Origin of the sequence: Lacticaseibacillus hulanensis, from assembly GCF_004010095.1 — a bacterium.
GTDB classification, from domain to species: Bacteria; Bacillota; Bacilli; order Lactobacillales; family Lactobacillaceae; genus Lacticaseibacillus; species Lacticaseibacillus hulanensis.
In genome coordinates, this window is the sequence record NZ_RRYD01000017.1 from 21,644 (window position 1) to 41,085 (window position 19,442).

Below are 19,442 nucleotides of genomic sequence, written 5' to 3' on the forward strand. Positions count from 1 at the left end.
GCTTTAACAGCAGTATACCACGATGCCCCCGCTTCTTGCTTAACCGCTTGGGGTCTGGCGCAAACTAGGCGCCCGCCCAATGAAAAAAGCCCTCCGCGCACACTGCGCGGAAGGCTTTCTCGTTACTTAGATTATTCAACACTGTAGTTAGGTGCTTCTTTGGTAATCTGGACATCGTGTGGGTGGCTTTCGCGCAGGCCCGCACCAGAAATCTGCATGAACTGTGCGTCGTTCGCGAGCGTGGTCAGGTCAGGTGCACCGACGTAACCCATGCCGGCACGGAGACCACCGACCATTTGGAAAATCACGTCGCCGGCAGCGCCCTTGTAAGCAACGCGTCCTTCGATTCCTTCTGGGACAAGCTTGTTCGCTTCGTTGACACCAGACTGGAAGTAACGGTCGGAAGAACCATGTGCCTGTTCCATTGCCCCAAGTGAACCCATGCCGCGGTAAGTCTTGTAACGCCGACCATGGAAGAGTTCCATCTGGCCAGGAGCTTCATCGGTACCGGCGAGCATTGAGCCGAGCATTACGGCGTTCCCGCCGGCAGCAAGGGCCTTAACGATGTCACCAGAGTACTTGATGCCCCCGTCAGCAATGATGGTCTTGCCAAGTTCGCGCGCAACGCTGGCAGCATCGTAAACCGCGGTCAGTTGTGGCACACCAACACCGGCAACAATGCGGGTTGTGCAAATGGAGCCAGGGCCAATCCCGACCTTAACGATGTCAACGCCGGCTTCGTACAAAGCCCGTGCGCCTTCTGCAGTCGCAACGTTGCCGGCAATCAGGGTTGCCTGCGGGAAGTGCGCCCGAATCTCGGCAATCTTGCGCAGTACCCCAGCGGAGTGGCCGTGCGCCGTGTCGATGACAATGGCGTCAGCACCCGCATCGAGCAACCCAGCGGCACGTTCAAACGTATCGCTTGTTACCCCAACAGCGGCGGCAACAAGCAGGCGACCCTTGCTGTCCTTTGCAGACTGTGGGTACTTAGTTACTTGTTCAAGGTCCTTGATCGTGATCAAACCGGAAAGCCGACCTTCGTCATCAACGAGTGGCAGCTTTTCAATCTTGTGTGCCTGGAAAATCTTACCGGCCTCTTCAAGGGTGGTGCCCAGTGGTGCGGAGACCACTTCGTCCGTCATGGCGCTGGCAATATCAACCGACATGTCCCCGACGTAGCGGAGGTCCCGGTTGGTAATGATACCAACAAGGCGCTTGTCGTCTGGTCCGGCAACAATTGGGACACCAGAAATGTGCTCTGCATCCATGAGGTCCGCGGCTTCCTTAACGGTCCGGTCAGCGGTCAGGTAAACTGGGTCGCCAATGACCCCGTTCACTGCGCGTTTAACCTTGGCCACTTCTTCGACCTGCGCATCGATGGACATGTTCTTGTGGATAACACCCATCCCACCTTGCCGCGCCATGGCGATGGCCATTTTGCTTTCGGTGACTGTGTCCATCCCGGCACTAATAATTGGGACGTTCAATTTGATGTTCGGTGCAAGCTGAGTGGACAAATCCACCTCATTCGGTAACACATGACTCTCTGCTGGTATCAGCAAAACATCATCAAAAGTAAAACCGCGGCGTGCAAACTTGGTCTCCCAATTACTCACGATCAATCCTTCTTTCATAGTTATTGAATGGGCACCGACACAATTATCGGAGCCCATTCTTATTTTGTTGTTTGCAAGTCTAACACTGCACCGGCAATGCCACAAGGCTTCAAAACCGAACGTTGCAAAAAATAATCTGCATCCCGCTGATTTTTAATTTTTCGAAGTCAAACGCACGGTCAAATTAACCCCACGAAATTTCATTTAACTTTTTAATCAAATAACACGGCAGCTCATTTCAAAACTAAATTAAATAATTTGACTCGCGAGTCATTGACTGAACAGTCAACAGGGTGCTACACTCATCGTGCCAAGATAAATCGCGCATGCACTGGCCTTTTACCCCGGCTGATTGGAACACTGGACTGTAGGCAGTGATTATCACCAATCTAACAATTAACCAATATAATTCGAACTTAACGTACCCAGCCATCAATCACGTTTGAATGGTGCACCATGGGTAATGATACGGAGGATAAACATGGCAGTAGTGTCAATTAATCACTTGAAGAAGCACTTCGGTAAGTTTCAGGCGCTGAAAGATGTCACCTTCAGCGTCAACGCGGGCGAGGTTTTCGGCTTCATCGGGCCCAATGGTGCGGGTAAATCCACAACCATCCGCACGTTACTCGGCATCATCAGGGCCACCGGTGGCAGTGCCGAGATTTTCGGTCAGGATGTGTGGCAGGACGCGGTTAACATTCATAAGCGCCTCGCATACGTGCCAGGCGACGTGTACCTGTGGCCCAACCTGTCCGGCGGTGAGGCCATCGACCTGTTTCTCAAGTTGAACGACCAGAAACACAACGAAAAAACCGATGAACTGATTAAGGAATTCGACTTAGACGTGACGAAAAAGTGCCGCACTTACTCTAAGGGGAATCGGCAAAAGGTTGCCCTCATCGCCGCATTTGCGACAGATGCCGATTTATACATTTTCGACGAGCCCACCAGTGGTCTGGATCCATTAATGGAAGAAATATTCCAAAAAAACGTGCTGCAGTTAAAGGCGAAGGGTAAGTCTGTGCTCCTTTCGAGCCACATTTTAAGTGAAGTGGAGCGCATGTGTGACCGCATCGGTATTATTCGCGGGGGCAAAATCATCGAAACTGGGACACTTGATGAAATGCGCCAGCTCTCGCGGACAAGCGTGACCGTTACCACGCGGACACCCGCTGACGCCTTGGCAAAGCTCGGCGCCGTCCACAACTTCACCCCAGTTGCCGGCACGACAACCAAATATAGTTTTGCCGTAGATTCAGAATCTCTGGGCAACGTGATTACCGAACTGACCAAATTTGGCATTGTCACCCTGCAGAGCACCCCACCAACGTTGGAAGATCTCTTCATGCGTTACTACAACCAAGAGGAGGGTGACCAGATTGAACGCTAAGTTTGGCAAAAGCGGTTTTCTCACCCGCTTCTACTTGGGCCGGGATTGGCGGCAAATCCTATTTTGGATTATCGGCCTGGCCGGACTTATGGCCAGTGCGGCGGCCAAATTCGACGGCCTATACGGAACCGAAAAGGCCATGGCGTCTATTTCCGCCACGCTGAAGACACCCGCCATGGTTTCTCTGTTTGGCCCGTTCTCCTCTGCCGGGGAATTAAACCCCGCCATTATTTACGCGGCCGAGATGATGGTTTTTATGGGCCTATTTACCGCCATGATGAACATCTACTTTGCGGTGCGCAACACACGCGCCGAAGAGGATTCCGGAATTGCCGAGCTCATCTCTGCCCACGCAATTGGCAAGCAGAGCCAGCTGCTCGCCGCTACCCTCGAACTGATTGTGATTAACCTACTTGCCGGTATTATCGAGGCATTAGGTCTGCAAACGGCCGGCATGACCGGCTCAAGTCTTGAAGGTAACTGGCTGTTTGGCTTGGGGCTTGCCGCATTTGGGATTATGTTTGGCGCATTTAGCCTGCTAGTCGCGCAGCTGGTTTCCAGCGCCCGCTCGGCAACGATGGGTAGTTACCTAGTACTCGGAATTCTCTACGTGGCCCGCATGGGAACTGATGTCCAAAACCCCGACTACACCTGGTTCACAATTTTCGGTTGGATTGAAAAACTCAGCATTTACGTCGACAATAACTGGCTTCCACTAGGACTCATGCTAATTGCCGCGGTCCTCACTGGCAGCGTTTCGTTTGCCATTAGCAACAAACGTGACGTTGGTGCCGGCGTGCTGCCACAACGCAATGGCCGGCAGTCCGCTTCAGTGTTTTTGGCCGGTCCCTTTAGTCTGGTGGCCCGGCTCGAGCGAACCAGCATTATCGTCTGGCTAATCAGCTTGCCGCTACTAGGTGCAAGTTACGGCTCAATCTTTGGCACTGTCGGTGATATTTTGAAAACAAACCCCACCATGGCCAAGCTAATCGGTAGTGCCGCTGCCGCCAAAGCCGGTCAGGGCATCGTCCTTTCCTTTGCCGCCACCTTATGCATTGTCTTCGCCCTCGTAGCCACTATTCCCGCCCTAATTACCGTCCTTAAGATTAACGGGGATGAGAAAAAGGGCTACCTCGAGCAGGTTCACGCCCGCGGCATTTCCCGCCTGCGCGTCTTTGCTAGCTACACCGGCATTAGCCTAATAACCGGCACAATCGGCCTTCTTCTGGGCATTATTGGCATGGCAGTCGCCGGTAACAGCACAATGAGCCACCCAATTGACCTGCCCCGTTATCTGCGCGCGTTCGTCGGCTACTGGCCAGCACTGATTGTCGCTGTCGGCATCACCCTGATGCTCGTTGCCTTTCTCCCCCGCCTGCAGCAGCTGGCGTGGATTATTCCCATCTACGGCATGTTTTCCCTTTATCTTGGCCCACTCATTGATTTGCCCGACTGGACGAAGAACATCTCCCCGTACGGGTGGGTTAATAACGTCCCCGTTAAGGCAATCGACTGGGGCACCGCTGGCTGGATGACGGCGCTCGGTGCCGCGTTAATCGTCATTGCTTACCTCGGGTATCGGCACCGGGATTTGACCATTAATTAGGGTACTGGTTGCGCCGAGTATTAGCCTTGCCGCCAAATTTTGTTATACTGGTTCTTGATAATAAAGCCGACTGCCGGTAATAATCGGCCGTTAGTTTTGACCCTGAAAGAAGGATTTTCCATGCACACATCTGCACCCCGTGATCCAGAAAAAGAGGCCCGCATCTTTGCGAGTGCCACCCACATTTTCGCCAAAAATGGTTATCAAAACGCCAAGACTGATGAAATTGCGGCGGACGCGGACGTGTCAAAGGGCCTTCTTTTCCATTATTTTGGTAGCAAAGCTAATTTGTACATCGAAACGATTCGACGGACATACGCAAAGCTAACCGGGGATGCAGATCATTCTGTTTGGCAGGACGCACCGGACCTCAACACGATGGTCTCACGCGCGCTCCGGTATAAAATTCAAATGCAGTTAGACTACCCAGATGAATTCAACCTAGCACTAGTGGCCTATTCAAACAACGCAACCCTGCCCGCCAAAATGCAGCAACAGCTTGCTGACATCTGGAATTCTGAGCTTCAAAATGAGGTCCCAGCACTGATTTCGCCCGTCCTGAAGCGAATGCACTTACGGCCTGGCATCAGCGTTAACGACGTCATCAAACTAGTTACTGCAATTTCCATGCTCATCGGCGAACAGGCGAAGGTCATGGTACAAAACAACCCCAACATCAAAATTGCCGAGTTTGATTCTGTGGTTAACGAAGCTATCAAGTACATGGATATTCTCGAACACGGCTTTTTGGCCGAATAAACCATCGCTGGCTGGGTGCTGCTTCTGGGGTGTGACCTGCGACCTGCACGCGGACGATTACTGCAGACTGCGGCCCCCGCCACCATTACATTCTGCACCACAAAAAAATCACGCTGCTGGGCAGCGTGATTTTTTGATTGCTTAACTTTGGATGCTACTTTTGGGGAGCATCTGCTGCTTGGAACATGTTCCGCAGGTTGAATTTCTTCTTCATCCAGTAGTGGATTCCGTAAGCAACGACCGCGGTGATGAACTGTGCGTACCAAGGCATGTTTGCGGTGATTGGTGTGTTGATTCTTGTCAGCCACGTGGTGAACATCGAAGCCAAAACGATAAACGCAAAGGTCCCAAGAAGAAGCAGGAACCCATTTGGCCGCTGCTTCTTGTCCATGTCGGCCCACCGCTGGTAGTACGTGAAGAACAACGCGGCAAAGAACGCCATGAGCGCCAGCGACAGCAGTCCGCCGGCACCACCGGAGTTCTTGGTCCGGGGAATCAGCGCCAAAACGCCATAGATGATGGAAAAGATTGCCAAAAATGAAAAGGCCAAGTCGGTGGTTTCAATCCAAAATGGTTGTTGCTTACCTTTAGACTTTGGTGCATTAATCAAACGGGTAGCGAGAACACTTGGCGAGCCGTAAACGGTGTTTGCGGGTTTGCCAGCGGCCTGATCCTTCAAAATTGCAGGAATCAGTTCCTTGAGCATTTCTGTTTCGCGTGCATCGCTCACGCCATTTTCCTTCAAGAACTTACGGAGACGGTAAACGTAATCCGCGTTCTTATTGCTGAGTTTGGGCAGCTCTTCGTCGAGATTAACCTCGACTACCGGCTGCTGATCTTCGCCTTTTTTCGCCATGTGTTTCCTCCTGGTACGATTTTTAATCTTGCCGCGCTTTTGCAAGTATTTTGCCAGTAGCGTCAGCTATAAATTGTCTATCGATTATTTAATTGAGTATGTGTTGCTAAAAAATATTAAACGTTGAACCGGAATTCGATGATGTCGCCATCTTGAACTTCGTATTCCTTACCTTCAGAGCGCAGGCGGCCCGCTTCACGAACTGCGGCCATGCTCCCGTACTTATCGAGGTCGGCAAAGGAAACAGTTTCGGCCCGGATAAACCCACGCTCAAAGTCAGAGTGAATAATCCCAGCAACCTGAGGCGCCTTCATCCCCTGACGGAAAGTCCAAGCACGGGTTTCCTTACCGCCGGCCGTGAAGAACGTTGCCAGTCCGAGCAGGTGGTAGCTTGCCCGGATGAGCTTGTCCAGCCCGGATTCGTCAACGCCCTCAGCTTCAAGGAAGTCGGCCTTGTCGGAATCGTCTAGTTCACTGATTTCCTCCTCAGCTTCGGCGCAAAGGGCAATGACTTCAGCATTTTCCTTCGCGGCCTCTTCCTTAATCTGCTGAACGTAATTGCAGTCGTCGGGGTTCGCCATGTATTCTTCAGCGATGTTAGCAACGTACAGCACTGGCTTGCTCGTCAGCAGGAACAAGCCCTTAACGACCTTCAGTTCATCCTTATCAAAGTCGATTGACCGAACTGGGTTACCTTCTTCAAGAACCGGCTTGATCTTCTTCAGTACTTCGAATTCAAACTTAGCTTCCTTGTCACCGGAACGGGCAACCTTTTCAACACGGTCATAACGCTTCGTGATGGAATCAAGGTCGGCAATCGCCAGTTCCATGTTGATGGTGGCCATGTCGTCGAGCGGGTCAATTTTACCCGAAACGTGGGTGATATTGTCGTCGTCGAACGCCCGAACAACGTGCACGATTGCGTCCACCTGCCGAATATTTTCGAGGAACTTGTTCCCGAGACCTTCACCCTTGCTGGCACCCTTAACGATCCCGGCAATGTCGGTGAATTCGAACGTCGTGTGGATAATCTTCTTGGCGGGCACAATTTCATCAATCCGTGCAAGCCGTGAATCTGGCACCTCGACCATGCCGACGTTTGGGTCGATGGTTGCAAATGGGTAGTTCGCCATTTCTGCCCCGGCCTTGGTAATTGCGTTGAATAGGGTGGACTTACCAACGTTTGGCAGCCCAACAATCCCTGCTGTAAGAGACATGAGTTAAATGTTCCTTTCTTATTCTGGTGGCCCAATCACTGCCGCCAAGCTTAATTACACTGATATATTCATGAACGGGTGGCAGACGTGCCCATCCGCTGCTTGATTACTCGGCTGCTTTTTCCAGCACCTTTTTCATGCGCTTTTCAAAATCGTGACGGGACATCATGACGATGTGTTTGCACCCGCAACAACTAATCTTGATGTCGGCACCCATGCGAATGATTTCCCAACGGTTTTCGCCACATGCGTGTGGCTTCTTCATCATGACGATGTCGTGTAATTCGTACATTTTTATGATCCTCCGTCACACAAGTAAATATTATACCGCTTTTACTGCGTTCGTTTAACCAAAAGTGCGGCCACTGCCATCCGTGCATCAAATCTGGGCAAGCAGCTTGACGCCACTTTTCAAGCGACCCATGCAGTTCACGCTAATCGATGTTAACGTCAAGGATTGCGAGAATTCGGTTCAAATCTTCAGTGTTTTCAAAATCGATTTCAATGTGTCCCGTGCCCTTTTGACTCTGCGCAATGTTCACACGCGTTCCGAAACGGTCAACGAGTCGGTTTTCACTTGCCCGCAAGTATGGTGACTTGGGCTTATCCTGCACCGTTGGCCGCTTAACACCCGCATTGGCCTGGGCAATCAGTTTTTCGAGCTGCCGGACGGTGAGCCCTTCATCAACGACGCGCTTGGCCATCGGGATGAGCCGGCTCTTGTTCTTAAGCGACAGCAACGTCCGCGCCTGGCCCATCGATAGCTTGCCGTTTGTCAGCATCTTCTTGACTTCATCGGGCAAGGAAAGCAGCCGCAGATAGTTGGCGATGTACGGACGGCTCTTGCCCAGACGCTGCGAAACCTCGGCCTGAGTCAGGTTGAGCTTCTTAATCAGCATGTCGTATGCCTGCGCTTCTTCGATTGGCGTCAGGTTTTCCCGTTGCAGATTTTCGAGTACCGCAACTTCCATCATGGATGCTTCATCAAAGTCGCGCACGATGGCTGGCACCGTCGTTTTACCAGCGAGCTTCGACGCCCGGAAGCGCCGCTCACCAGCGATGATTTCGTAGCCATTCACGCTCTTGCGCACGATGATTGGCTGAAAGACGCCAGTGGTCCGAATTGATTCGGCCAGGTCCTTCAGTGCGTCTTCATCGAATTCCTGACGCGGCTGGTACGGATTGGGCCGGATGTCTTCCAGCGCCAGTTCAGTCACCACGTCCTGAGTTGTGTCGGGGTTGTTAAAATCAGTAAAAATCGCATCGAGCCCGCGCCCGAGACCTTTTCCCTTCTTATTCACCATGAGCAGCGAGTACCTCCTTAGCCAAATCTTCGTAAACTTGTGCCGCTCGGGACTTCGGATCGAAATCCACAATTGGCTGTCCATACGATGGCGCCTCCGCTAACCGTGTCAGGCGCGGAATTACTGTATTGTAAACCCGTTCGCCAAAGTGGGACCGCACTTCTTCAATGACCTGTGCACCTAGGTTCGTCCGGGCATCAAACATTGTGAGCAGTACACCCTCAATTGCCAAGTTCGGGTTGAAATGCTTTTGCACCAGCTTCACGGTGTTGAGCAACTGACCCAACCCTTCCAGAGCGTAAAATTCGCTCTGCACCGGAATCAAAATGGAGTCACTGGCCGTGAACGCGTTGATTGACAGCTGACCCAATGATGGCGGGCAATCAATCAGCACGTAATCATAGTTGCCAAGCACCGGCGCAAGGCCGAGCTTGAGCCGCATCTCGCGGGCAATTTGCGCAGTCAGTTCAATTTCCGCGCCGGCCAACTGAATGGTGGCCGGCACAATGTCCACACCGGCGTGGTCGGTATGTAAAATAGCAGTATCAATTGGTTCTTCATTGACGAGTACATCGTAAATGTCTTTTTGCACGCGGGGTTTTTCAATCCCCACGCCACTAGTCGCATTCCCCTGCGCATCCGCGTCAACAATCAACACGCGCTTGCCGGCATTTGCCAAACACGCAGACAGGTTAACGGTGGTAGTCGTCTTACCGACACCACCTTTTTGGTTCGCAATTGCGATTACGTGAGCCATGGTTGGAACCTCCTATTCACAGAGCGGAGCGGGCCGCTTAGAAGTTGAGGAATATCGGCACATTATGAATGATGGGTGGGTTTTCCCATCGTTCATAATGTGTGGATATCCGCAGACTTCTGGCCCGCGGAGCTCGACTATATCACAGAGCGGAGCCACCCGGTTTGCTTTTGAGCATTACCGTGAGTCTGAACTTGTCGAGCGTTTTTTGCTCGGCGAGTTCAGGCTCGTGGTAACCGCAAACTTCAGGGTGGCGGAGCTCGACTATCACAGAGCGGAGCGGGCCGCTTAGAAGTTGAGGACTCTTCGATGTCCATTGCACTAACACCGATAAATCGGTGAGTGCAATTGGCTATCGGCAAATTATGAATGATGGGTGGTTTTCCCATCGTTCATAATTCGTGGATAGCCGCAAACTTCAGGGTGGCGCAGCTCTCCTATTTCTTCGGAATTTCTATAATAATACGCACGACATCCTCGTCGTCTTCTTCGCGTTCCTTGACCTTCATTCCGGATTCCTTCACCAGCTTCAGCGATTGCTTAATCGTGTTCAGGGCAATCCGGGTATCATGCGTCATGGCGCGCCGCTTTTGTACTTTCTTCTTTGGCTTTGGTGCTGGCTTAACTGCAGGCTCAGCTTCCTGTTTTGGCAGTTCTTGCTCAGGCTCTGGTTCAATCAACGATTCCGGATTGATGATGCCCTGGACTAGCCGGGCGGTGTCCTTCACTGTGAGTCCGTCCGTTGCAATCCGTTCCAAGACAGCGGCCTGCTCGCTTTCGTCGGTTAGCTTCAGCAATTCCCGGCCGTGCCGCTCACTGATGACGCCATTCATGATGGCCGTTTGCACCGGCAAGCTCAACTTGAGCAGACGTAACTTGTTGGCCACAAACGACTGACTCTTACCGATGCGGCGGGCCAAATTCTCCTGCGTCATCGCGTTGCTTTTCATCAGGTCGGCGTACGCACGGGCCTCTTCAACGGGCGACAGCTCTGCTCGCTGCAGGTTTTCAACGATGGCCATCGCCGCGGATTCGTCGTCAGCCATCGCGGTCACAATCGCCGGAATTTTGTCCCAGTGCAACTGACTCGTCACCGCGCGGAACCGCCGCTCCCCAGCGATGATTTCGTAATGATCCCGCTCGTACTCCCGCACAATAATTGGCTGAAGCAGGCCGTGATCCTTAATGGTTGCCGCCAGTTCCTTGATTGCGTCTTCCTGGAACACCTTGCGCGGCTGGAACCTATTGGGCACAATCGCGCTAACCGGTAATTCCGTGACCGTCTTCTCGTCCTTTTTCTTGTGACCAAACAAATTAAGCGCCATGGTTATTAACCCCCAATTGGTTGCTTCGCCGGCGTGCCCGGTTTGCGCGGGTACTTCTTCGGCGTTTGTTTATCCTTATCAATTACTAACAGGTGACGGGTGTCGTCAATTAGTGGCAGGTGAATCGTAATATCTTGCTGCAGCTTACCACCCAAAGTGTTCAGGGCCGCTTTTGCATCCGCGACTTCAGTTGGTGCGTGGGCGGCCTTCAGTGCGATGAACTGGCCACCGACCCGAACAAGTGGCAGGCACAGCTCCGCCAGCACCGGCAATGCCGCCACGGCGCGCGCGGTGACAATGTCAAAACTCTCGCGTGCTGGTGATTTCTTGCCCGCAAACGTTTCGGCGCGGTCGTGCACCAGCGTCACGCCGGTCATGCCCAGCTTGGTTGTGAGTCGGTCTAGGAAATCAATCCGTTTTTGCAGCGAATCGACGATGGTGACCTCGAGCTTAGGGTTGATTATCTTCATTGGTAGCGACGGGAAACCAGCGCCCGCCCCCACATCGCACAAACGGGCGGAGGCAGTCCGCAACTCCTTGATTGCAAGCAGCGGCGTCACGGAGTCGTAAAAATGCTTGAGGTAAACTTCACCTTCAGCCGTAATCGCGGTCAAATTCATCTTCTGGTTTTCACTGACTAAGTATGTAAAATACGTGGCAAATTGTTCCTGCTGCTGCCCGCTAAGTTCGATTCCCTGAGCAGCCAGCGCGGCGGTAAATTCTTCGGGCGTCATTGCAATCTCCGTTTCTGCGTTCCACACCAATAACCTCGCTTCCGCTAAACCAAAAAGCGCAAGACAGGCTGATATATCAACCTGTTCGGCCAATCTAACGCGGGCGTTTGCCGGTGCATTTTGTGGAACATGACTAGTTTCACGTTACTCTTTAGTTTAGCCCAGCAGCCCGACTGAAGCAACTGCAACCTCGAGCTTCGGGCCGCGATAAATCGACTCAATCCACAAAGTTAACCCGGCGCATCGTTTCATGTGAAACCAAAAAGTGATACTACCATTCGCATAAATTGCTCAATCAAACTTTGCCTACCAAATATCATAATTTTCCCCACAGCGGGTATGAATTTTTTTAAGGCAGATTTTATAATCAAGTTAGCCACTCGTGACCAAGTTCTTCTGAAATAAAAAACATCAAATCAAACTCGTGTTATCATTGAAGTTCCTACACAAACAATGAAAGAAGAGTCCGATTTGATGCAACTCCAGATTAACACACCTCACATTAAGGGTCACCACCTAACTGATCATGAACGCGATTTAATCCAACAAGGACACGATGCAGGGTTATCTAACCGTGAAATTGCTCGTCAGCTGGGTGTGGCGCCCCAGACCATCCACAATGAGATTATTCGTGGCACTGTCAAACAGAAGCACAAAAAGAATGGTAAGGATGTGTATTTACATCGCTACTCCCATGACCATGCGCAGATGAAGTACGACCAAGCACGTTTCAAGTGCCATCGGCCTTCCAAGATTAACCAATCCATGGCTTTCATTGACTACCTGTACACGCAGTTCTTCAATCATAAATGGTCAATTGACGCTGTCGTCGGCTATTCAAAGGTGCACCAGCTGTTCACACCTGAGGAGATGGTCTGCACTACCACTTTGTATAACTATGTCGATCAAGGCTTGTTGATGATTAAGAATATTGATCTGCTGGAAAAGCTTAGTCGTCGCTTCCACAAGCACACGATTACCAAGTTCAACCGTATTCTTGGTCGTGGTATCGACGAACGACCGGCATCGGCCGAAGACCGAAAAGAGTTTGGTCACTTTGAATTAGACACGGTTCAAGGTAAACGTGACGGTAAGGAAAGTGTGATTCTGACGCTGGTGGAACGCAAGACCCGCATGCTAATCACTGCACTTCTAGATGGCAAGGATGCTGATTCAGTCTGTTATGCACTGCGCAATATTCTGGAACAATACGGTCCAGCAATTAAGACAGTGACGGCGGATAATGGTTCTGAGTTCGCTGACTTACTCCAGTTGGGCATTGATGCCTACTACGCACACCCTTATTCAGCCTCGGAACGTGGCTCGAACGAACGTCACAACCGAATGCTGCGCGCAACATTCCCCAAAGGTCAGTCACTCGACACGGCCACACGTAAACAGTTGTCCCGGGCGCAAGATGAGATTAATCATTTACCACGACGGGCACAAGGATACGCTACTCCTGCAGAGCTGTTCGCCAAGGAGACTGCGGCGGTGTGTGGGTAGGTTGACGGTGGGACCCCATTGAGGTGGCTAGACGCCTGGGAACGGCCGGCAAGCCAGCCGCTCCTGACCAGGCTACCACCACAATGCCCACCATCAACCTACCCACGGTTACACAGATTTTTAGAATAACGCATTGATTTAGATGTTATTTTCAGAAGTGGCTAACTTGTACTTGAAATTTACCTGAATTTTTTTAAACTTAATTTGTAGAAAAGTTGCGTACAGAAAGGAATGGTGAAATGGAAAATAATACTTGCTTGCAGGAACCGCAAAATAGCGGATACCGACATAAACAATTTCACCGCCGAGCACGCACAATTATTGGTTGCGCTTAGCATCTTTGGGGAGAGACGCTGCAACCGAAAATCGGTGAAGTTGTCAAAACAGATTTGCAGTGCGGAAAGATGCGGCGGGTAAGCAACTGCACGGTGCATTTTTGCCAACGGTTCTCCTCACAGTCATCTTCTCCGCACCAGCCATCTGCCGGAGTGTAGTTTAGGCAACGCTTAAAAGCCACCAAAATAATATGGATAAGACAAGCGGCGAATCCTTGGGGAAGGGTTCGCCGCTTGTTCGTTTATTTTTGAAAAAAGCTGGTTAAAATCAGTGCCAGCATACAGCCCAGTAACGCACCGATAATCCCAACTGCAAACACATTCGGCACTTCCTGGCGCAAGAGCCAAACTAATGCGCCGCCCAGAACAATTGCACCGGCAACAAGAAGGCCACGCACCCACCACTTGTGCATCATAGCCGTTCGAGCACCGTGTACTTGGACTTACCCGCATCGTCTGGCTTAGCCGCGCCGTCTTGCTCGTAGAAAACCGCAAACTTGCCGTCAGCATTGCGGGCAACAACGAGGCCGCCCTTCGTTTCGTGGTTTACCTTGAAAATCTGGCCACTGCGCCGTGCAGCAGAAAAATCAAAGTCAGATGCAATTGCGTCGCCCTGGTTAAAGAAGATTGATTCACTCATAGTTGTCCCGCCTTTCTCGTCTAACTTCTAACTACCTTCATTATACCAGCCCAGAGAATGCAAATGGCGGAACTAGGTAAATATATCACCTGGTTCCGCCACCTCTAAAACGTCGATGTTGAGTTACTGTTAATATCCGTCGTGTTGTTGTCCGGATTATTGTGCGTATCCACATTGCCAAGCCAATTCTGAATCTTGTTCGCGTTGATCAGCGGCATGTGCGCCGTAATGAATTGTGCGGTCGTGGAGCTTTCATACTGCTGCTCCACCCACGCGCTTTGCGTCATCAGCAAGATTGTCAGTGTGATAAAGATCAGCACGTAATTAAGCGCGCCAGCCACGAGCGCCCCCCCGATACCGTTGACCTGCTTGATGCCAGGAATCCAGGTGACGGTGCGAGACAGCGCCGCGAGCATGTTGAAGAAAATGTGGCCCACAATCACGATGAGGAAAAACGCGAGAATGCGGGTGCCCAATCCGGGGTCAGTCGAACTGCCGATGGTTTCCGCCAGCGGCTTGTACCAGATGAACGCCGCAATCCAGAGCACAATGCTCGATGCAAGCGTGATGAACGTCGATACAAGCCCGCGTTTCCATCCGTTAACGATTGACGCAATCAGCCAAATCCCAATGATGATGGTGAAAATCAACTCGACACTTCCTATCGCGCCGCCCGCATTCACGCGGACGTTTTTTTGAATTCTCAATTCGGATTCTTTGCTAAATTCATTATGCCTGATTTTTCAGAAAAAAGTATCGGCCCAAAGTCCTAACGATTATTACGTTTAACCAAACAAAAAGCGCCCGGTTACCCGCGCGCCAAATTGCGTGATTATTAAACTACTATCACCATCTGGCGAATATGTTGGCGTGCACAGCAAACCCGTTGTGGATTAGCGCACCGGCAAAAACATTCTTACTTACCCTTAGGCTTGTGTGCCATGTAGTTCTGCAGACTGGCAACCACTTCTGGGTCTGCTTCTTCCCTCATCGCTTTGATGTTGTGAATGTGTTCAACTGATACGTGGCTGTTTAGTGCCATCTCCGTATCCGTCAAATTGTTCTTGCGCTGGAATTCAACGATTTCACGTGCAAAGTCACTTAATTGTTCATACTGACCCACTATTATTGCCTCCATTTAGTCGCAGCTTTATGCGATTTATTGTTACCTTCAGTATACCGGAAATTGACGCGGTCAGCGGATTTTTTCGCGATTCGCTTGATAAACGTTGACCTATTCGACACATGGCCAACATTTGTTGCACCGGTCAGCCCGCAACGTCCAATTTAGTTGTGCCAGACTAAAAAACGGGCGGAAGGCGGAAACCCTCAACCCGATTTTTGGTTACTGCAACGGCTTAACGTTAATCAGTTGCTCGTTTGGAATGCGAATAATGGTGAACGAGTCCGCATTTTTACCGGCGTGCATCCCCAGACCATTTAATATCGTGTCCTTGTACTTGGCGCTAACCGTTGCGGCAAATGCCCGGTCACTAGATCTTTCCAGCTTCTTCAGCGTCTTCTTGGACCACGGGTAACCAGCAGCACGCACTGGCAGGTATGCTTCATCATAGTTCAAGACGGCGTTGTGCGAGCTGACCTGCACCTTGGAACCATCCGCCCAGTAGGTGTAGCGCTTGACCGGCGTCTTGCTGTTAGCGGCCTGCACCACAACGTAATACGATTGGTCTTCGTCCGTTTGCAAAACCAGTGGCACGTATTCATGACGAACCGTTACCTCGTCGGTGGCGGTGTAATCAACGGGGCGCAACCACGCCGCATAAAACAGGCCGTAACCAACCGCAAAGAAGATTACTACTTCAATCAAATCAATGATAACCGTCCGCACAGAACGTTTCTTGCCGTGAACCACAATGTTTTTAATGTGACGGCTACGAATGTTGATGCAGATGAATACCAAATAAATGAGCAAAAGTATCCAGGCTGCAATCCCAATCAAGTTGTAAGTGTTCATGTTTTAACTCCGTTCTGCATTGCACGCACGCTAGCGCAAACGCGCCGCGTCAAAAAAGTCGGTGCCGCTTTGGTTTTTCCTGGTTTACCGCCGCCTGCCCCAGCAGGTTCAGGTAGTTCCAAGGGTTATCGTAATTCGGGTTGAACAGCATATCCACGTACGCAAGATCATCAATTGTGTTCTTGTTTTGAATCATCGTTGATATCAGATTAGCACACATCGAGACGTCAAAGCGACTGTAGAACTGTGCCCCCAGAATTTGTCGATTATCTTGATTATAAACCAAGACCATGTTCAATTCTTCATTAGTTGGCATGAAGTCTGGCCGGTAATTTGTTTTGAGTGTCACCGCCGCGGAATTCGGGAAGAACTTAGCCGCCTTTGAAGCCGTCAACCCCGTGCTGGCCAGGGTCTTGCCGAACAGCGAAAGCGCACTGGTGTCCTGGGTGCCCATGTACTTGACGGACCCATACTCCGCCACGTTTGCCCCCGCGATTTTGCCCATCCGAATTGCGTTCGTGGCTAACGGCGCATAGACGTGCCGGTTGGTTGGGTTGTAGTGCACCGCGGCGGAATCACCCGCCGCAAAAATGTCGGGGTCACTCGTCTGCATGTAGTCGTTAACCTTAATGGCGTTTTCCGGCGTCATGTCGACAAGCCCGCGCACCAACTCGGTCATCGGGGAAAAACCGACACAAACAATCGCCATGTCCGCCGTGTGTTCACCTTTATTCGTGGTGATGAACACCTTGTCATCGACGGCCTCAAATGACTCACACACCTCGTTGTCGCAGACCTCAATGCCGTTGTCTACTAAGTCTTCCCGGATGATACCCGCCAGATCACTGTCCACGTAATGTCCAAGCAACTGACTGCGGCCGTTGATGAGCATGACTTCGAACCCGCGGCGGCTCAAGGCCTCAGATATTTCGGTACCGATGTAGCCCCCGCCAACCACCGCGATTTTGTGAGCATCAAGCGTGTTTTGTTCAATCGCCAGTGCGTCATCGTAGTTCTTGCAGAGGGATACCTTGGGTGTATTAACCCCCTTGATTGGGGGAACAACGGGGTACGATCCGGTCGTGATAATGATTTTGTCGTAACGTTCACTGCGCATTCGACCCGTCGTAATGGCCTGCACCTCGATTAGTTTTTCGCTCGGGTCAATCCGCACGACGTCATGCTGTAAGTAAACGTGCACGTTGGGGCCGAGCGCCTCCAGGTCCTTTGCCGTGGCGTAGAAGACCTTTTTGAGCGAGTCAACGACCCCCTCCAGGTACAAGTAAATTCCGCAAGATAGGAAAGTCACGTCATTACGCCGCTCAAAAATCGTGACCTCGGCTAATGGGTCACGTGCAATCAGTTCCTGGACGGCAGCGGTGCCCGCATGTGTGCAACCAACGATTACAGTTTTCATTATCTTCAACCTCGTTTGGTACGTCTAATACGCACCCCAAACTTTTCCCTACCATTATGACATGTCTAGTGTCATTAGCAAAATTACCTCTGCATTGAATACTAGCGCCAAATGGGCCAAAAAATGCTCATGCGCATAAAATCACATCCAGCGTGCAGGCATAATCGGCTACTTGACGGGCCAAATTTTTAAGTGATTCCGGATAGGCAACAACTTTGTAAAATAGTGAACAACCTGTAACACCAAAAACGCCACCGTTGCCTCAGCGCAACAGTGGCATTTCAAGCAAAACACGACTAACTACTAATTTCCCGCCGGTAGTAAACAACACCAAAACTCGTCAGGGCAAGAAGCACCATTCCAGCACCGGTTAGCGAGTAGTCGTGGCCATTCCCGGTTTGCGGCAAGTGGTGCATCGTCGTGACGGTGTTTTTAACGTACACGCGCTTGTACGTTCCGGCCTTGGTCCCCGGCAACGCATCGGCGTAGTGAACGCGACCATCGTGATTCCCGCTACTAGCAGCAGGCGTCCCACCAGTATCTGGCAGCTTACCGGAATCAGGCAACTTATTGTCCCCAACAACCTCAACTTGCGCGGTCGAATCGGCGGCATACACAACAGTGCGCACCACAGCAAAGGCAAACAACAACACGGTCGCAATCGTGATTAAGATTCTGGTCTTGTTCATAATCATCACCTCACAGAGCGAAGCGTCCTGGGTTGGTCTTGAGCATCAACGGAAAAGGAAAAGTGATGGGTGATTTTCCCATCGGTTTTCCTTTTTGGTTGAGCGCAGAGACCAAGGACGCGCAGCTCGACTACAAACACAGCGAAGCGTCCTGATCTGGTCTTGAGCATCAACGGAAAAGGAAAAGTGATGGGCTGGTCTTGAGTTCAAAGACGCAATTTACTTCTCGTCCTCATCGTCATCCTTACGCCGCTTGAGCAGCAGAATCAGGAGCAGGAGTAACAGAATCAGCAGCAGAATTCCGAGGCCGATGATGACCCAGACCCACCAAGGCCAGGCGTGGCTGACCTTGATTCCGGCCTCTTTGTTAATCTTGTCAGCCTCGGCCGCAAGAATCGTGAAGTTCTTCTTGAAGTGCCAGCGCCGTTTGCCACTGACCGCGAGCAAGTCGAGCGTGTAATCCCCCGGCTCAAGGCCGACGTCTGGGAAAACACCAAACGCGAAGTGGGACGTCGGTGCCATGGCGTAGTTGTAAACCTTGCGCTTGAATAGCGTTTTGGTCGAATCCCGCCAGCTCACCTTGGCCGTGATATCCATCTGGCCAAAATACGTTGGGGTTGGGTTCTGCAACGTCGCAAGGACTGCCGGCTTGTTGCTCTGTAGCCCGCCCTGGACACTCATGAGCTTTACTTCCGGCCGCACATCAGTCTGCGCGGTCTTAACGGTCTGCAGCTGCACCCCAACAACTAGCGCGAACCGGTTGTTGATGCGCATTCCACTCGCGCTGGAGCGGCGCGTCGTGCGGTCAAGCACATAGATGCCGCCAAGAAGCACACCATCAAGGCCGCGCTTTGGCACCCTCACGCTCATGGTAACGGCTTGAACCTGGCCGCCAGGAATGGTGATGTTGATTGGCTTGCTCGCGAGGTCCTTCAGGTAGTGTTTGGCGGACGGATCGGTTTGGTTGTTTGGCTTGTAGCCAATTTCCCCGTTCGTCTGGGTGAAGGCGTTCGTGGCACTCACCCTCAGCTTCTTGTCCTGATTCGTCGTGTTGGCGATGTTGACGGTCAGCTTTTGGGTGCTGCCGGGTTTAACCAGCAAGTTGAAATAACTGCTGATGTCCCCAATTTGGTTGCTAGGAATGACAGGAGCGACGGTGAAGCCAGCACCTGAGGCCGCGGATGCATGTTGCGCCTGCATCGTGCAGAACCCCATCAGTGCAGCCACCAAAACGAGCCACCATTTACGTTTTTTCATCATTACACCTCTCTACAAAATCAGTCAGAACCATTCGGCGTTGCGCCGGACCCACG

General features: G+C 51.5%; 20 protein-coding genes. 4 read left to right on the forward strand and 16 right to left on the reverse strand.

Annotated features, from left to right (window positions below; genetic code table 11):
• Nucleotides 1-131: 131 nt before the first annotated feature.
• Nucleotides 132-1,616, reverse strand: coding sequence for an IMP dehydrogenase (guaB, locus tag EKN00_RS05690; protein ID WP_127849190.1), 1,485 nt, complete (start codon nt 1,614-1,616; stop codon nt 132-134).
• A 481-nt stretch (nt 1,617-2,097) separates the two neighbouring features.
• Between guaB and EKN00_RS05695 the strand changes: the two genes are divergently transcribed.
• The 3 genes from EKN00_RS05695 to EKN00_RS05705 all read left to right on the forward strand — a co-directional run bounded on the left by EKN00_RS05695 (nt 2,098) and on the right by EKN00_RS05705 (nt 5,374).
• Nucleotides 2,098-3,009 (forward strand): ABC transporter ATP-binding protein, encoded by a 912-nt coding sequence (locus EKN00_RS05695; protein ID WP_127849191.1) that lies wholly within the window; start codon nt 2,098-2,100, stop codon nt 3,007-3,009.
• Nucleotides 2,999-4,615, forward strand: coding sequence for an ABC transporter permease (locus tag EKN00_RS05700; protein WP_127849192.1), 1,617 nt, complete (start codon nt 2,999-3,001; stop codon nt 4,613-4,615). Before EKN00_RS05695 ends, EKN00_RS05700 begins: the two co-directional genes overlap by 11 nt.
• Nucleotides 4,616-4,735: 120 nt before the next feature.
• Nucleotides 4,736-5,374: a TetR/AcrR family transcriptional regulator gene (locus tag EKN00_RS05705; RefSeq protein WP_127849193.1), complete on the forward strand. Its 639-nt coding sequence runs from the start codon at nt 4,736-4,738 to the stop codon at nt 5,372-5,374.
• A gap of 154 nt (nt 5,375-5,528) precedes the next feature.
• Here EKN00_RS05705 and EKN00_RS05710 read toward each other — a convergent pair whose 3' ends face one another.
• From EKN00_RS05710 to rsmG, 7 genes are all read right to left on the reverse strand, one after another.
• The gene (locus EKN00_RS05710) at nt 5,529-6,230 is read right to left on the reverse strand and encodes a DUF1129 domain-containing protein (RefSeq protein ID WP_127849194.1); all 702 of its coding nucleotides are present in this window, start codon (nt 6,228-6,230) and stop codon (nt 5,529-5,531) included.
• A gap of 116 nt (nt 6,231-6,346) precedes the next feature.
• The gene (ychF, locus tag EKN00_RS05715) at nt 6,347-7,447 is read right to left on the reverse strand and encodes a redox-regulated ATPase YchF (RefSeq protein ID WP_127849195.1); all 1,101 of its coding nucleotides are present in this window, start codon (nt 7,445-7,447) and stop codon (nt 6,347-6,349) included.
• Between the two features lie 106 nt (nt 7,448-7,553).
• Entirely contained in the window at nt 7,554-7,739 is a 186-nt protein-coding gene (locus EKN00_RS05720) for a DUF951 domain-containing protein (protein WP_127849196.1), read from the reverse strand.
• Between the two features lie 142 nt (nt 7,740-7,881).
• Nucleotides 7,882-8,751: a ParB/RepB/Spo0J family partition protein gene (locus EKN00_RS05725; RefSeq protein ID WP_127849197.1), complete on the reverse strand. Its 870-nt coding sequence runs from the start codon at nt 8,749-8,751 to the stop codon at nt 7,882-7,884.
• Entirely contained in the window at nt 8,741-9,508 is a 768-nt protein-coding gene (locus EKN00_RS05730) for a ParA family protein (RefSeq protein WP_127849198.1), read from the reverse strand. Before EKN00_RS05730 ends, EKN00_RS05725 begins: the two co-directional genes overlap by 11 nt.
• Before the next feature lie 437 nt (nt 9,509-9,945).
• Nucleotides 9,946-10,833 (reverse strand): nucleoid occlusion protein, encoded by an 888-nt coding sequence (noc, locus tag EKN00_RS05735; protein WP_127849199.1) that lies wholly within the window; start codon nt 10,831-10,833, stop codon nt 9,946-9,948.
• 5 nt (nt 10,834-10,838) lie between these two features.
• Entirely contained in the window at nt 10,839-11,567 is a 729-nt protein-coding gene (gene rsmG, locus EKN00_RS05740; RefSeq protein WP_127849200.1) for a 16S rRNA (guanine(527)-N(7))-methyltransferase RsmG, read from the reverse strand.
• A gap of 474 nt (nt 11,568-12,041) precedes the next feature.
• Between rsmG and EKN00_RS05745 the strand changes: the two genes are divergently transcribed.
• Complete coding sequence (locus EKN00_RS05745) at nt 12,042-13,073, forward strand: IS30 family transposase (RefSeq protein ID WP_127849201.1); 1,032 nt, start codon at nt 12,042-12,044, stop codon at nt 13,071-13,073.
• A 577-nt stretch (nt 13,074-13,650) separates the two neighbouring features.
• Here EKN00_RS05745 and EKN00_RS10825 read toward each other — a convergent pair.
• The 8 genes from EKN00_RS10825 to EKN00_RS05780 form a co-directional block, all read right to left on the reverse strand.
• On the reverse strand, nt 13,651-13,824 hold the full coding sequence (locus EKN00_RS10825) for a hypothetical protein (RefSeq protein WP_164848042.1): 174 nt from the start codon (nt 13,822-13,824) through the stop codon (nt 13,651-13,653).
• Nucleotides 13,821-14,048: a hypothetical protein gene (locus EKN00_RS05750; RefSeq protein WP_127849202.1), complete on the reverse strand. Its 228-nt coding sequence runs from the start codon at nt 14,046-14,048 to the stop codon at nt 13,821-13,823. Before EKN00_RS05750 ends, EKN00_RS10825 begins: the two co-directional genes overlap by 4 nt.
• 104 nt (nt 14,049-14,152) lie before the next feature.
• On the reverse strand, nt 14,153-14,698 hold the full coding sequence (locus EKN00_RS05755) for a CvpA family protein (protein WP_164848043.1): 546 nt from the start codon (nt 14,696-14,698) through the stop codon (nt 14,153-14,155).
• 266 nt (nt 14,699-14,964) lie between these two features.
• A complete protein-coding gene (locus EKN00_RS05760; RefSeq protein ID WP_127849204.1) occupies nt 14,965-15,171 on the reverse strand; it encodes an LBP_cg2779 family protein in 207 nt (68 codons plus the stop codon).
• 222 nt (nt 15,172-15,393) lie between these two features.
• Nucleotides 15,394-16,023, reverse strand: coding sequence for an LVIS_2131 family protein (locus tag EKN00_RS05765; RefSeq protein ID WP_127849205.1), 630 nt, complete (start codon nt 16,021-16,023; stop codon nt 15,394-15,396).
• A 49-nt stretch (nt 16,024-16,072) separates the two neighbouring features.
• On the reverse strand, nt 16,073-17,440 hold the full coding sequence (locus EKN00_RS05770; protein ID WP_127849206.1) for an NAD(P)/FAD-dependent oxidoreductase: 1,368 nt from the start codon (nt 17,438-17,440) through the stop codon (nt 16,073-16,075).
• A gap of 296 nt (nt 17,441-17,736) precedes the next feature.
• A complete protein-coding gene (locus EKN00_RS05775) occupies nt 17,737-18,129 on the reverse strand; it encodes an LPXTG cell wall anchor domain-containing protein (RefSeq protein ID WP_164848044.1) in 393 nt (130 codons plus the stop codon).
• Nucleotides 18,130-18,348: 219 nt separating this feature from the next.
• Nucleotides 18,349-19,389 (reverse strand): WxLIP family cell surface protein, encoded by a 1,041-nt coding sequence (locus EKN00_RS05780; RefSeq protein ID WP_127849208.1) that lies wholly within the window; start codon nt 19,387-19,389, stop codon nt 18,349-18,351.
• Between the last annotated feature and the right edge of the window lie 53 nt (nt 19,390-19,442).